The following is a 12,246-nucleotide window of genomic DNA, read 5'->3' as shown; positions in this document are numbered from 1 at the left end:
CGGGCGTACGGAAGGGGATCAGCCCAGGCCGCGGGCGTCCTGCTTCAGGGCGGTGTCCACGGTGAGGGCCGTCGCCACCACGAGGCTCAGCAGCGGCTCGGGCAGCTGGTAGTGGATCTGGAGGACGTAGTTGTCCGCCGTCGTGAACAGCGTCTTCGCGAGTCCTTCCCAGGTCTTGGTGATCCGGGCGACCTCGGCGTCGTTGTGGTCGACGATCGCGAAGTTCCAGGCGCGCCAGTTCTCCGCCTTGATGGCGCCGATCTGCTGCCCGCCGGCCATGATGGCGAAGTTGATCTTGCCGATGGCGTTCTGCTGGACGATCTCGCCGACCGGCTGCCCGTCCGGGCGCTGCACGATGACCTTGGACTTGATGAACTTCGCCGGTCGGGTCAGCAGCAGCTGCGGCTGGCCGTAGGCGTCGCGGATCTCCAGCCGGTGGGTCAGGTACTGGTCGATGCTGGTCAGGAAGCGCAGCACCTTGCGCATGGCGCCCTGGCCGACCTGGACGACCGACCCGATGGTGTTGCCGTTCTGGTCGAAGACGCTGTACTCGTTCGTCACCTCGATCAGCTTGGCCTTCTGGTTCACGACCAGGACCTGCTGGGTGAAGAGCGAGCCGACGGGCCCGCCGCCCTGCGGCACCTGCACGCCCCGCTGGGGCACCGGCGCCGGCTGCTGGGGCGCCGTCTGCTGGGGCGCCGTCTGCTGCGGCACCGGGGCCTGCGCGGGAGCCTGCGGCTGCGCGGGGGCCTGGGCCGGGGCGCCGCCGACGGGACTGGTGTGCTCGGTCCACTGGGAGCCGTCCCAGTAGCGCAGCAGCTGGGAGTCGCCGTGCGGATCCGGATACCAGCCCGCAGATACGTTCGAGTGCGTTGTCACCGGGGCACACTATCTCGCCATGACCGGAACGGAACCGCTCGTCCATGAATCCACAGGTTCACCGGTTCTCCTCCCGCACTGCTTGAATCTTCAACGCGCCACGTACGATGTGCGGAATGAACAGGCAGAGCGAGGGCGCCGAACGGCTGCGCGGCACCGGTGCGGCGGCCGTGCTCGCCTGGGTGTTCGTCCTGGTCTCCCTCGTCGCGTGCTGTTCGCCGCACTCCGTGCGGCCCCACACCTCGCCCGAGTTCGCCCCCGCCTCGGCCCTCGCGACGCTGACCGACCTCACGGTGGTCCGGGTCGTGGTGGCCGACTCCCCCGGCGACCGGGGCGTGGGCGACTCCTGCCACGACACGTCGGAACGCTCCGCGTCCGCCGTGCTGCCCGGCCAGCCGGGACCGGCCTCCGTCCCCTCGGCCGCCGTGGCACTCCTCCCGGCCCGGCCCCTCACCGGTGGCGCCTCGGTCCGGGGCCCCTCCAACGACGCGGTCGACGACGTCGATCCCGTACGCCTTCAGGTTCAGCGGACCTAGGGCCTGTATCGAGTTCCCCGTCTGCGCCCCGACGCCCGGCACGCACGCTCGCCGCACGGCGCTCCAGGACAGGTGGCTCCGCCACATGACCTGGACCGCCGCACACCGATCGCACGCACCGACCGCCGCTGCGCCCGCCCTCCGGGCGGACGACGGGGAACTCAATACAGGCCCTAGGCCCGGGAAGCCCCGTGCCCGTCACCGGGACGGCGGCTCCCCCTGCCGTACGCACTCCGTCCTGCCGATCCGATGAACCGAAGGACCCCTCATGGCCACCGCCGACAAGCAGAACAACGCCTCCGCCGCCCGCCGCGCCAAGCTGGAGGAGGCCCGCCGCCAGGAGCGGGCCCGCGAGCGCCGCTCCCGCGTCATCACGCTCGCCCTCGGCGTCCTGGTGGTCGCCGGCCTCGTCGCCGGTGGCGGCTACCTGATGAACGCCGCCGACGAGCAGGACAAGGCCGAGGCCAAGGGCAAGACCTCGCCCGTCACCGGCGAGAAGAGCTGGGACAAGCTCACGCAGAACCATGTGGACAAGACCGTCGACTACCCGATGAACCCGCCGGTCGGCGGCGACCACAACCCGGTGTGGATGAACTGCGACGGTGACGTCTACACCCAGGCCCTGCCGAAGGAGAACGCCGTCCACTCGCTGGAGCACGGCGCGGTGTGGGTCACGTACACCAGCAAGGCGAAGCCCGCCGACATAAAGAAGCTGGACGAGCGGGTGTCGTCCACGCCGTACTCGCTGATGAGCCCGGTCGAGGATCAGGCGGCGCCGCTGATGCTCAGCGCCTGGGGGAAGCAGCTCACTGTGAAGAGCGCCACCGACGCCCGCGTCGCCCAGTTCTTCACCAAGTACGTGCAGGGCCCGCAGACCCCGGAGCCGGGCGCCGCCTGCACCGGCGGGATCGCCAAGTGACGACCGCCCCGCGCACGTCGCGGCCCCTGGTGCTGGCCGGCGGTGCGGTGCTGCTGCTGGCACTCGCGCTGATCGCGCTGACGTTCGCACGGCCTTCGACGTCGGCGCCCGCCGCGTCGGCGTCCGCGTCCGCGCCGGCCGAGTCGTCGGCCGATGTGGGGTTCGCGCGTGACATGGCGGTCCACCACCAGCAGGCGGTCGAGATGTCCTTCATCGTCCGGGACCGCACCTCGGACGAGGCGGTGCGCCGGCTGGCGTTCGACATCATCAACACCCAGGCCAACCAGCGCGGCATGCTGCTGGGATGGCTGGAGATGTGGGGCCGGGCGAAGAGCTCTCCCGGGCCGCCCATGGCGTGGATGGGGCACGCCTTCACCCCGCGCGGTGACGGGGCGCTGATGCCCGGCATGGCGACCGACGCCGAACTGGACGCCCTGCGGGCGGCCAAGGGCAAGGCGGCCGAGGTGCTCTTCCTGAAGCTGATGACCGCGCACCACAAGGCCGGCGCCGAGATGGCCCAGGCGGCGGCGTCGGCGGCGGGCACCGACGAGGTGAAGAACCTGGCCGCGGGCATGGTCCTGGGCCAGAAGTCGGAGATCGCGCTCATGGCGGACATGCTGAAGGAGCGCGGGGCGTCCGTGTCCTGAGACGGTCCGGGGCCACCCGCCGGTGGCCCCGGACCGACACGACCGTACTGGCGTACGGAATCGCATAGGCTCAGGACCGATATGAAGAGCAACCTCACACCGCTGGGGCCCAAGGCCGACAAGGACACCGTCCGGCGCAGCAATCTGAGCCTCGTGCTGCGGGCCGTCCGCGACGAGGGCGAGGGGGAGGCGACCCGGGCCGGCGTCGCGGCGCGCGTGGGGCTGACCCGGGCCGCCGTGTCCTCGCTGGTCGAACAGTTGCTGGAGAGCGGCTTCCTCACCGAGTCCGGCAAGACGTTCAGCGGGCAGGCCGGCCGCCCCGGGACCGCGCTGAAGACGGCCCGCACCGGACCGGCCGGGCTCGGGGTCGAGGTCAACATCGACTACGTCTCGGTGTGCGTCGTCGACCTGGCGGGTACCGGCCGGGTCCGTCTCACCGAGCACCTGGACAACCGGGGCACCCCGCCCCACGAGGTGCTCGCACGCGCCGCCCGGATCGCCGCGCGCACCCTGGACTCGGCGCGGGAGCAGGAGCTGTACCCGGTCGGCGTGGCCCTGGCGCTGCCGGGCCTGGTCTCGGGCGGCGCGGTGCGCCAGGCGCCGAACCTGGGCTGGAACCAGGTCCCGGCCGAGGAGCTGTTCGCCGCCGCGCTCGCCGTCGAGCACCCCGGGCACCCGGTGCTGCCCGTCCGCTCGGAGAACGAGGCGAATCTGGCGGCCCTGGCCGAGCTGTGGTTCGGCGGCCTGGAGCGCATCCGCAGCTTCCTCTATCTGACCGGCGAGATCGGCGTGGGCGGTGCGGTGGTCATCGACGGCGAGCTGCTGCGCGGGGCGCACGGCTTCGCCGGGGAGATCGGGCACGTGGTGGTGGACGCGCAGGGGCCGCAGTGCCGGTGCGGTTCGCGGGGGTGCCTGGAGCAGTACGCCGGACAGGCGGCGCTGCTGCGGGCGGCGGGGATCGACGGGGGCGCCGGCGGGCTCGGGGTCGCGGAGCTGGAGAAGCGGGTGCGGGCGGGCGACGAGCGGGCGGTCGGCGCGGTCGCGGAGGCCGGGCGGATGCTGGGGCGGGTGCTGTCGGGCGCGGTCAATCTGCTGGACCCGGACGCGGTGGTGCTCGGCGGGATCTACCGGAACCTGATGCCGTGGCTGTCGTCGCCGGCCGACGAGGAGCTGACGGGCCGGGTGGTGTCGGGGCTCTGGTCGCCCCGAGGCGGCCGGCTGCGCGCGTCGTCGGTCGCGGGTGACGCGGCGCGGGGCGCGGCGGCGCTGGTGATGACGGACGTGCTGGCCGACCCGGTGGCGTACGCGCGCCCGGCGATGGCCTGAGGCTGAGGCGTACGGAGGGGGGCGGACGCATCACGCGTCCGCCCCCCTTGTGCTCACTGACCGCCCAGGGTCAGCGGACGCCGAGCAGGTGGTCCATCGCCAGCTGGTCCAGGACCTCGAACGCCATGCCGCGTGCGGCGGCCGCGTCCACGTCGAACTCCTCGAAGGCGGAGCGGTCGGCGCGGAGCCCGGCCACGCCGTCCTCGGCGGTGGGCTGCGCCAGCTCGTCCAGGCGGGAGGCGCGCAGGGCCTCCTGGACGGCCGGGTCGGCGCGGAAGGCTGCGGCGCGCTCCTTGAGGATCAGGTAGTTGCGCATGCAGCCGGCGGCGGAGGCCCAGACGCCGTCGTAGTCCTCGGTGCGCGGCGGCTTGAAGTCGAAGTGGCGGGGGCCGGCGTAGTCGGAGTTCTCCAGGAGGTCGACGAGCCAGAAGGCCTGGCGCAGGTCGCCGGCGCCGAAGCGGAGGTCCTGGTCGTACTTGATGCCGGACTGGCCGTTGAGGTCGATGTGGAAGAGCTTGCCCGCCCACAGGGCCTGGGCGATGCCGTGCGGGAAGTTCAGCCCGGCCATCTGCTCGTGGCCGACCTCCGGGTTGACGCCCACCATCTCGGGGCGCTCCAGGCGCTCGATGAAGGCGAGGGCGTGGCCGATGGTGGGGAGGAGGATGTCGCCGCGCGGCTCGTTCGGCTTGGGCTCGATGGCGAACTTCAGGTCGTAGCCCTGCTCGGTGACGTAGTCGCCCAGCAGGTCGAACGCCTCCTTCATGCGGTCGAGCGCGGCGCGGATGTCCTTGGCCGCGCCGGACTCGGAGCCCTCACGGCCGCCCCAGGCGACGTAGGTGGTGGCGCCCAGCTCGACGGCCAGGTCGATGTTGCGCATGGTCTTGCGCAGGGCGTAGCGGCGGACGTCCCGGTCGTTGGCGGTGAAGGCGCCGTCCTTGAAGACGGGGTGCGTGAAGAGGTTCGTCGTGGCCATGGGGACGACGAGTCCGGCCGTGTCGAGCGCCTGGCGGAAGCGCTTGACGATGCCCTCGCGCTCGGTGTCCGAGGAGCCGAACGGGATCAGGTCGTCGTCGTGGAAGGTCACGCCGTACGCGCCCAGCTCGGCGAGGCGCTGGACGGAGTCGACCGGGTCGATCGCGTCGCGCGTCGCGTCGCCGAAGGGGTCGCGGCCCTGCCAGCCCACGGTCCACAGACCGAAGGTGAACTTGTCCTCGGGGGTCGGAGCGAAGCGTTCCGTCATGGTGGTGCCGCCTTAGGGGCCGTGGTTCCGCAGCCGGTCGGGCGGCCGAACCTCTATTTGTTCACTGTCATGACTAATGATGCACGGACAGCCCGTGCGGCGTAAAGCCCCGGGAGGCGTGGCGTCCGCCTCCCGCCGCCGGGCGCCCGGAACAGGCCCTGTTCCGGGCGGGCCCGATCGCGTAATTTGTTTTGCGCACGATCAAATACACGAGCGAATGAGGTCAGCCATGCCGCCGCATACCGTCGTCATCGGTGTGGACAGCTCCACCCAGTCCACCAAGGCGGCGTTCACCGACACCGCCACCGGCCGCCTGCTGGCAGTCGGCCGCGCCCCGCACGTCGTCACCGGCGAGGGCGGCGCACGCGAGAGCGACCCCGAGGTCTGGTGGCAGGCCCTGCGCGACGCCGTCGCCGCCGGGCTGAAGGAGTCCGGGGTCGCGGCGGCGGACGTGGTGGGGATCGCGGTCGCCGGCCAGCAGCACGGCCTGGTCGTCCTGGACACCGAGGGCCGCCCGCTGCGGCCGGCCCTGCTGTGGAACGACACCCGCTCCGCCCCGCAGGCCGCGGCCCTGACCGCCGCGCTCGGCGGCCCCGACGCCTGGACCGCGCGCACCGGTTCGGTCCCGGTGGCCGCGATGACCGCGTCCAAGTGGCAGTGGCTGAGGGAGAACGAGCCGGAGACCGCCGAGGCGGCGGCCGCGGTGCGCCTCCCGCACGACTTCCTGACCGAGCGGCTGTCCGGCCGGGCCGTCACCGACCCGGGAGACGCCTCGGGCACCTGTTGGTACTCCACCGCGACCGGCGCCTACGACCCCGAACTGCTCGCGCTCATCGGTCTCGACCGGGCGCTGCTGCCCGAGGTGGCTGCGAGCGGCGCGGCCCGGGTCGGTTCGCTGACGGAGGCGGCCGCCGAGGCGCTGGGCCTGCCCGCCGGGATCGCCGTCGCGGCGGGCACCGGGGACAACATGAGCGCCGCCGTCGGGCTGGGCCTCGGCGGCGCCGGGCTGCTCGACCACCCGGTGCTGAGCCTGGGCACCTCGGGTACGGTCTTCGCCGCGTCCGGGACCCGGCCGGCCTCCGCCGCGCTCTCGGGCTTCGCGGCGGCGGACGGTACGTATCTGCCGCTGGCCTGCACCCTCAACTGCACGCTCGCCGTGGACAAGGTCGCCGCCCTGCTGGGCCTGGACCGCAACGACGCGGTGCCCGGCGGCGAGGCGGTCCTGCTGCCCTACCTGGACGGCGAGCGCACCCCGGACCTGCCCACGTCGGCCGGTCTCCTCACCGGACTGCGGCACGACACGGCCCCGCAGCAGCTGCTCGGCGCCGCCTACGAGGGCGCGGTGTTCACCGTGCTGCGGGCACTCGACGAGCTGTTGCGGGCCTGCGGGCTCGACCCGGCCGACCCCGAGGTGGCGGGCCGGCCGCTGCGGCTGATCGGCGGCGGGGCCCAGGGCCGCGTCTGGGTGGAGACCGTGCGGCGGCTCTCGGGACGGCCGGTGATCGTGCCGGGGGCCGGGGAGCTGGTCGCCCTCGGCGCGGCCGCGCTCGCCGCCGCGGCGGCCACGGGGGCGGACCCGGTGGCCGTCGCCGCCGGCTGGGACACCGGTGAGGACCTGCTTCTGGAGGCCGTGGAGCGGGACCTGACGGCGTGGGACCGGATCGGTTCCGTACTGGAGCGGGCGTCGGGTCCGCTGCTCGGCGGGGACCGTAACGCCTGATCCGCCATCAAGGGGCCGCTGCGCGCGCGGCGTGCGCGCGTGCAGCGGCAACCCGCCGTTTTGGATAGCGAACTGATGTTCACTACTATCCGGCGATGATCATAAGAAGAAGGCTGACGGTCGGGGTGGGCATCCTGCTCGCCACCCTGACCGCCGGGTTCGGCTCGGTGCTCCCCGCGTCGGCCGATGAAACCCCCACGAAAGCCTCCCCCAAGGTCGAGCTGGTCCTCGACGTCAGCGGTTCCATGCGGACCCGTGACATCGACGGCCAGTCCCGGATGAGTGCGGCGAAGCAGGCGTTCAACGAGGTCCTGGACGCGGTGCCGGAGCAGGTGCAGCTCGGCATCCGCACCCTCGGCGCCGACTACCCGGGCGACGACCGCAAGGTGGGCTGCAAGGACACCAAGCAGCTGTACCCGGTCGGCCCGCTGGACCGCACCGAGGCGAAGACCGCCGTCGCCACGCTCGCCCCCACCGGCTGGACCCCGATCGGCCCCGCGCTGCTCGGCGCCGCCGACGACCTGGAGGGCGGCGACTCCACCCGCCGGATCGTGCTCATCAGCGACGGCGAGGACACCTGCGGCCCGCTCGACCCGTGCGAGGTCGCCCGCGACATCGCGGCGCGCGGCATCCACCTGGTCATCGACACGCTCGGCCTGGTGCCGAACGCCAAGATCCGCCAGCAGCTGACCTGCATCGCCGAGGCCACCGGCGGCACCTACACCGCCGTCCAGCACACCGACGAACTCTCGGGCCGTGTGAAGCAGTTGGTGGACCGGGCGGCCGAGCCCGTCGTCACTCCGGTCGCCACGAAGGGCGCCGACAGCTGCACGGACGCGCCCGAGCTGAAGCCCGGTCTCTACACGGACCGCGAGAAGTTCGGCGAGCACCGCTGGTACAAGGTCGACGTGCTGCCGGGCCAGGAACTGCGCGCGTCCGTCAGCGTGTTCGCCGACCGCGCCGTCAACAACGACTACGGGATGCTGCTGCGCGCGGTGACCACGCACGGCCGCGAGATCGTCCGGGGCTCCGAGTCCGGCACCGGGCGCACCGACGCCATCTCGTCCGGGCTGCGGTACCCGAAGCCCGAGCTGGACGACAACGACAGCAAGCCCGCCGCGGAGACCGTCTGCCTCCAGGTCAGCAACGCGTTCTCGGCCCCGGCCTCGGTGAAGACCGCCCCCGGCATGCCGCTGGAACTGACCGTCGACGTGGTGGACGCCCCCGACGAGGCGGCGGACGTCGCCGCGTTCGGCCTCGGTCACGGCTGGTGGCTGCTGGGCCTGCTCACCCTGACCGGTCTGATCGTGGGTCTGCTCTTCGGCTGGATCTCGCGCTGGCGCGTCGCTGTCTGGAGGACCAACTGATGTCCCGTACGAGACGCGTGCTCGCGGGCGCGCTGCTGACCGGCCTGGCCCTGCTGACCGGAGCGTCGGCCGCCGCGGCCGACGACGCCTCGCCGAGCCCGAGCGCCTCCGGTGACGCCTCGGGCCCCACGGAGGCGGGCACCACCTTCCGTACCGCCACGGCGATCCAGCAGGGCGAGACCGCCACCGCAGGGGCCTCCACCGGCGACTACCTGTACTGGGTCTTCCCGGCCGACGCCGGGCAGCGCGCCACGGTGACGGCGAAGGTCACCCTGCCCGAGAGCGCCGCCCGGCACGGGGCGCAGACCTGGCAGGTCGACGTGTACGACGGGCTGCGCCGCCGCCAGGCCTGCATGTACGGCAAGCAGACCGGCACGGCCGCGACCGACGCCGCGACGGTCGAGCTGACCTGCGTGCTGCGCACCGTACGGGCCAACGCCGAGCCGTGGGCCAACGACCCCCTGCCGGGCAGCTACTACGTCCGCCTCACGGTCGTCGGCCTGGCCCAGGCCGACCTCGGTCTGCCGGTGCACACCGAGGTCGAGGTCAACTCCAAGGACCAGGGCGGGTCCGCCGACGTGGACGGCACCCTGTCGAAGCCCCTGGTCCCGGGCGTCTCCTCGGCCGAGCAGGCCTCGGACGACGGCACGGACGCCTCCGCCGAGCCGGTGGCGCTCGCCGGTGAGCCGGACGACGGCTGGTCCTCGGGCTGGTGGACCAGCCGCTGGCTGTGGACGGCCGGCGGCGGCGTGCTCGCCGCGCTGGCGGGCGTCTTCGGCTACTCCGCGACCAGAGGCCGGGGCCGCCCGCACCACGTGCCGCCGGGCGCCTGACGCAAGGCCCACCGCCGGACCGGCCCGTGCTTCGGGGGCCGGTCCGGCGGCGTTACGGGGGCTCAGTGCGGACCCGAACGCAACCTGAAGCTCAACTGGCGTCCCAGCTCCCGGTATCCGAGCGCCCTCGCCACGCGCCGTGAGGCCTCCGGCCGTGCCCGCCACTGGGGCAGGCGGTCCGCCGCGAGGGCGTGGTCCGTCGCGGCGGACGCCACCGCGCGGGCCAGGCCCCGGCCCCGGGCCTGCGGTGCGGTCAGCACACAGAGGTGCGCGGTCTCCCCGGGCCAGTCCCGGTACCCGGCCGCCGCGACCAGCCCTGTGGCCTCCCGTACGACGAAGGCCGGCGAGGTGATCTCGTCGAGCCCGCACTCCCCCGCGTCCTCCTCACTCACCGACGCGAGCAGCTTCAGCAGCTCCGGGTCACCGGCGGGGAGGGTGGCGACGGTGACGTCCGGGGGCTCGTACGGCCGGAAGCCGTCGGGCGACAGACAGGCGAGCGTCGCCGGGCCCAGCACGTCGGCGACCGGCAACGCCCGCGCGATCGCGCCCGGCTCGACGAGCATCCCCGGTTCGTCCTTCAGCGCCCGGCGCACCGCGTCCGCCACCTCGTCGGTGGGCGCCGTGACGAGCGCCGCGTCACCGAGGAGCACCGAGCCCACCCAGCCGGGCGGGCACAGCGCGGACGCCGGGGCCGTGACGACGACCGGGCCGCCGTCCGGGGCGAAGGGGACGGGGCCACCGGACAGCGTCTCCCACAAGCGGCGGGCCCTGGCCATCAGCGGATCGTCGATCATCACCGGATTCTCCCCCGGCCGGGCCGCCGGGCCGTACCCCTTTTCACGGCCCGGCGAACGCGCCGTCCTCCCCGAAGGCCAGCACCGCGAAGCGGTCGCCCATGCGGAGGTGGGTGGCGGCGTCCGGGTGGAGGGCGTCGGGGAGCGGGAGTTCGGAGGCGTCGGCCTCGCCGTACAGTTCGCGGCCGTCCAGGTACCGCAGGTGCGGGTCGTCCGCGGAACGCTCCGCCACCAGGCGGGCCAGTTCGTCGCGGATGACGCGGAGCGTCAGCTTGCCGGCGGCTCGCTCGTCGGGGTCGCCCACCGCCGCGAAGCGCACCTTGCCCTCACCGAGGCGGCTGAAGTCGGGGATGCTGGGTCCGGGAGTGTCCTCGTGGATGGGGCACAGGACGGGCGAGATCACCAGGAGCGGCGCCTCCGGGTGGCCTTCGCGGAGGGTGTCGAGGAAGCCGTGCACCGCCGGGGCGAAGGCGCGCAGCCGCATCACGTCGGCGTTGACGAGGTTGATGCCGATCTTGACGCTGATCAGGTCCGCGGGCGTGTCCCGCATCGCGCGGGCCATGAAGGGGTCGAGCAGGGCGCTGCCGCCCAGCCCGAGGTTGACCAGTTCGACACCGCCGAGCAGGGCTGCACGCGCGGGCCAGGTGGCCGTGGGGCTCGCGGCGTCGGAGCCGTGGCTGATCGAACTGCCGTGGTGCAGCCACACCTTGCGGCCCGTGTCCGGGGCGGGTGCGACGGGTGCGTCGGCGCGCAGGGCGACGAGTTCGGTGCGCTCGTTGTACGGCAGCCAGATCTCCACGTCCTTCTCGCGGTCCGGGAGGCCGTCGAACCGCACGGTCCCGACCGGCCCGGAGCGGAACTCCGTCGAGCCGGTGGACATGTCGACATCGAGGACGTTGCCCCCGCTCGCCGAGCCCTGGCCGGCGAGGACCCCGTCCACCAGCAGGTCGTACAGACCGTCGGGCCTCGGCGGGACGCCCTCGTAGGCGGTGCGGGTGCGCCGCGCCTCCAGTTCGACGACCGTGGCCCGGGTCCGGAAGACCAGGCGCACACCGGAGGGCTGGGCCTCGGCGAGGGCGATCTGCCCGTCCGGGGCCTGGGCGCGGGCCGCGGCGGGCAGGCGGTGCGGGAGCAGCCCGACGTCGGTGCGCTCCACGTCGAGCGCGCCGCGCAGCAGGTCGGTGGTGACGGGCGTGGTGTACGGGAGGGGTGCGGGCGTGTCGGTGCTCATGGCTCCACCTGGGGTCGTGGGGTTACTGGGGCCTGTGTTGAGTTGTGGCGCCGCGCCACAACTCAACACAGGCCCTGGGACCGGGGCGCCGGCCAGTTGCGGAGGAGGGCGTCCAGGGCGTCCAGGGACCGGTTCCAGGACTCCTGCGAGTCGGGGGCGCTGTGGCTGAACCCGCCCTGGGCCTCCAGGCTGACGAACCCGTGGAAGACGCTGCCGAGCAGCCGCACCGCGTGGGTCTGGTCCGGCTCGGTCAGGTCGTAGCCGCGCAGGATGGCCCGGGTCATCCGCGCGTGCCGGCCGCCCGCACTGGCGGCGGCCGCCTCGGGGTCCAGCCTCGTCTGGGCCGCGGCGTAACGGCCGGGGTGCTCGCGGGCGTAGTCCCGGTACACGTCGGCGAAGGCGCTCAGCGCGTCCCGGCCGGCCCGGCCCGCGAGCGCGGCGGCCCCCCGGTCGGCCATCTCCTCCAGGGCGAGCAGGGCGATCCGGGTCTTCAGGTCCTGGGAGTTCTTCAGGTGCGAGTAGAGGCTCGCGACCTTGACGTCGAACCGCCGGGCGAGCGCCGAGACGGTCACCCGGTCGAAGCCGACCTCGTCCGCCAGCTCGGCGCCCGCCCTGGTCAGGCGTTCCGCGGTCAGGCCCGCACGCACCATGGTCGCCTCCTCGTCCGGTGAAGGCCATCATGCGCCTGCCTAAGACCTTTAGGCAACTTCGGAATGCCTCAAGGAAGCTGGCGACCCGGCGTCGGCGGGGGCAC

Annotated in this window: 12 protein-coding genes; 7 read left to right on the top strand and 5 right to left on the bottom strand. The window is 73.4% G+C overall.

Annotation, left to right across the window (positions count from 1 at the left end; translation table 11 throughout):
* Positions 1-18 precede the first annotated feature (18 nt).
* On the bottom strand, positions 19-879 hold the full coding sequence (locus OG242_RS28650; RefSeq protein WP_405900897.1) for a phospholipid scramblase-related protein: 861 nt from the start codon (positions 877-879) through the stop codon (positions 19-21).
* 116 nt (positions 880-995) lie between these two features.
* Here OG242_RS28650 and OG242_RS28645 point away from each other — a divergent pair, with 116 nt between their 5' ends.
* The 4 genes from OG242_RS28645 to OG242_RS28630 all read left to right on the top strand — a co-directional run bounded on the left by OG242_RS28645 (position 996) and on the right by OG242_RS28630 (position 4,307).
* On the top strand, positions 996-1,415 hold the full coding sequence (locus tag OG242_RS28645) for a hypothetical protein (protein ID WP_405900896.1): 420 nt from the start codon (positions 996-998) through the stop codon (positions 1,413-1,415).
* A gap of 268 nt (positions 1,416-1,683) precedes the next feature.
* On the top strand, positions 1,684-2,334 hold the full coding sequence (locus OG242_RS28640) for a DUF3105 domain-containing protein (RefSeq protein WP_405900895.1): 651 nt from the start codon (positions 1,684-1,686) through the stop codon (positions 2,332-2,334).
* Complete coding sequence (locus OG242_RS28635) at positions 2,331-2,981, top strand: DUF305 domain-containing protein (RefSeq protein ID WP_405900894.1); 651 nt, start codon at positions 2,331-2,333, stop codon at positions 2,979-2,981. The genes OG242_RS28640 and OG242_RS28635 overlap by 4 nt, the downstream gene beginning before the upstream one ends.
* A gap of 81 nt (positions 2,982-3,062) precedes the next feature.
* A complete protein-coding gene (locus OG242_RS28630) occupies positions 3,063-4,307 on the top strand; it encodes an ROK family protein (RefSeq protein ID WP_405900893.1) in 1,245 nt (414 codons plus the stop codon).
* A gap of 70 nt (positions 4,308-4,377) precedes the next feature.
* Here OG242_RS28630 and xylA read toward each other — a convergent pair whose 3' ends face one another.
* Complete coding sequence (xylA, locus tag OG242_RS28625; protein WP_405900892.1) at positions 4,378-5,547, bottom strand: xylose isomerase; 1,170 nt, start codon at positions 5,545-5,547, stop codon at positions 4,378-4,380.
* A 229-nt stretch (positions 5,548-5,776) separates the two neighbouring features.
* Between xylA and xylB the strand changes: the two genes are divergently transcribed.
* The 3 genes from xylB to OG242_RS28610 all read left to right on the top strand — a co-directional run bounded on the left by xylB (position 5,777) and on the right by OG242_RS28610 (position 9,467).
* A complete protein-coding gene (xylB, locus tag OG242_RS28620) occupies positions 5,777-7,267 on the top strand; it encodes a xylulokinase (RefSeq protein WP_405900891.1) in 1,491 nt (496 codons plus the stop codon).
* Between the two features lie 95 nt (positions 7,268-7,362).
* A complete protein-coding gene (locus OG242_RS28615) occupies positions 7,363-8,634 on the top strand; it encodes a VWA domain-containing protein (RefSeq protein ID WP_405900890.1) in 1,272 nt (423 codons plus the stop codon).
* A complete protein-coding gene (locus OG242_RS28610; RefSeq protein ID WP_405900889.1) occupies positions 8,634-9,467 on the top strand; it encodes a hypothetical protein in 834 nt (277 codons plus the stop codon). Before OG242_RS28615 ends, OG242_RS28610 begins: the two co-directional genes overlap by 1 nt.
* A 62-nt stretch (positions 9,468-9,529) precedes the next feature.
* Here the strand turns inward: OG242_RS28610 and OG242_RS28605 are convergent, their stop codons facing one another.
* The 3 genes from OG242_RS28605 to OG242_RS28595 all read right to left on the bottom strand — a co-directional run bounded on the left by OG242_RS28605 (position 9,530) and on the right by OG242_RS28595 (position 12,142).
* The gene (locus OG242_RS28605) at positions 9,530-10,261 is read right to left on the bottom strand and encodes a GNAT family N-acetyltransferase (RefSeq protein WP_405900888.1); all 732 of its coding nucleotides are present in this window, start codon (positions 10,259-10,261) and stop codon (positions 9,530-9,532) included.
* A gap of 43 nt (positions 10,262-10,304) precedes the next feature.
* Positions 10,305-11,492: a GDSL-type esterase/lipase family protein gene (locus tag OG242_RS28600; RefSeq protein ID WP_405900887.1), complete on the bottom strand. Its 1,188-nt coding sequence runs from the start codon at positions 11,490-11,492 to the stop codon at positions 10,305-10,307.
* 62 nt (positions 11,493-11,554) lie between these two features.
* Positions 11,555-12,142, bottom strand: coding sequence for a TetR/AcrR family transcriptional regulator (locus tag OG242_RS28595; protein WP_405900886.1), 588 nt, complete (start codon positions 12,140-12,142; stop codon positions 11,555-11,557).
* Positions 12,143-12,246: the final 104 nt, after the last annotated feature.

Origin of the sequence: Streptomyces sp. NBC_00727 (genome assembly GCF_045161745.1) — a bacterium.
Classification (GTDB): Bacteria; Actinomycetota; Actinomycetes; order Streptomycetales; family Streptomycetaceae; genus Streptomyces.
Note: the sequence above shows the minus strand (reverse complement) of the source record. Positions and strands in the feature narration are given on the sequence as shown.

Coding starts and splice junctions, on each gene's coding strand:
- OG242_RS28640 (WP_405900895.1), top strand. CDS start 1,684: ATGGCCACCGCCGACAAGCAGAACAACGCCTCCGCCGCCCGCCGCGCC.
- OG242_RS28630 (WP_405900893.1), top strand. CDS start 3,063: ATGAAGAGCAACCTCACACCGCTGGGGCCCAAGGCCGACAAGGACACC.
- OG242_RS28610 (WP_405900889.1), top strand. CDS start 8,634: ATGTCCCGTACGAGACGCGTGCTCGCGGGCGCGCTGCTGACCGGCCTG.
- OG242_RS28595 (WP_405900886.1), bottom strand. CDS start 12,142: ATGGTGCGTGCGGGCCTGACCGCGGAACGCCTGACCAGGGCGGGCGCC.
- OG242_RS28615 (WP_405900890.1), top strand. CDS start 7,363: ATGATCATAAGAAGAAGGCTGACGGTCGGGGTGGGCATCCTGCTCGCC.
- xylB (WP_405900891.1), top strand. CDS start 5,777: ATGCCGCCGCATACCGTCGTCATCGGTGTGGACAGCTCCACCCAGTCC.
- OG242_RS28645 (WP_405900896.1), top strand. CDS start 996: ATGAACAGGCAGAGCGAGGGCGCCGAACGGCTGCGCGGCACCGGTGCG.
- OG242_RS28605 (WP_405900888.1), bottom strand. CDS start 10,261: ATGATCGACGATCCGCTGATGGCCAGGGCCCGCCGCTTGTGGGAGACG.
- OG242_RS28600 (WP_405900887.1), bottom strand. CDS start 11,492: ATGAGCACCGACACGCCCGCACCCCTCCCGTACACCACGCCCGTCACC.
- xylA (WP_405900892.1), bottom strand. CDS start 5,547: ATGACGGAACGCTTCGCTCCGACCCCCGAGGACAAGTTCACCTTCGGT.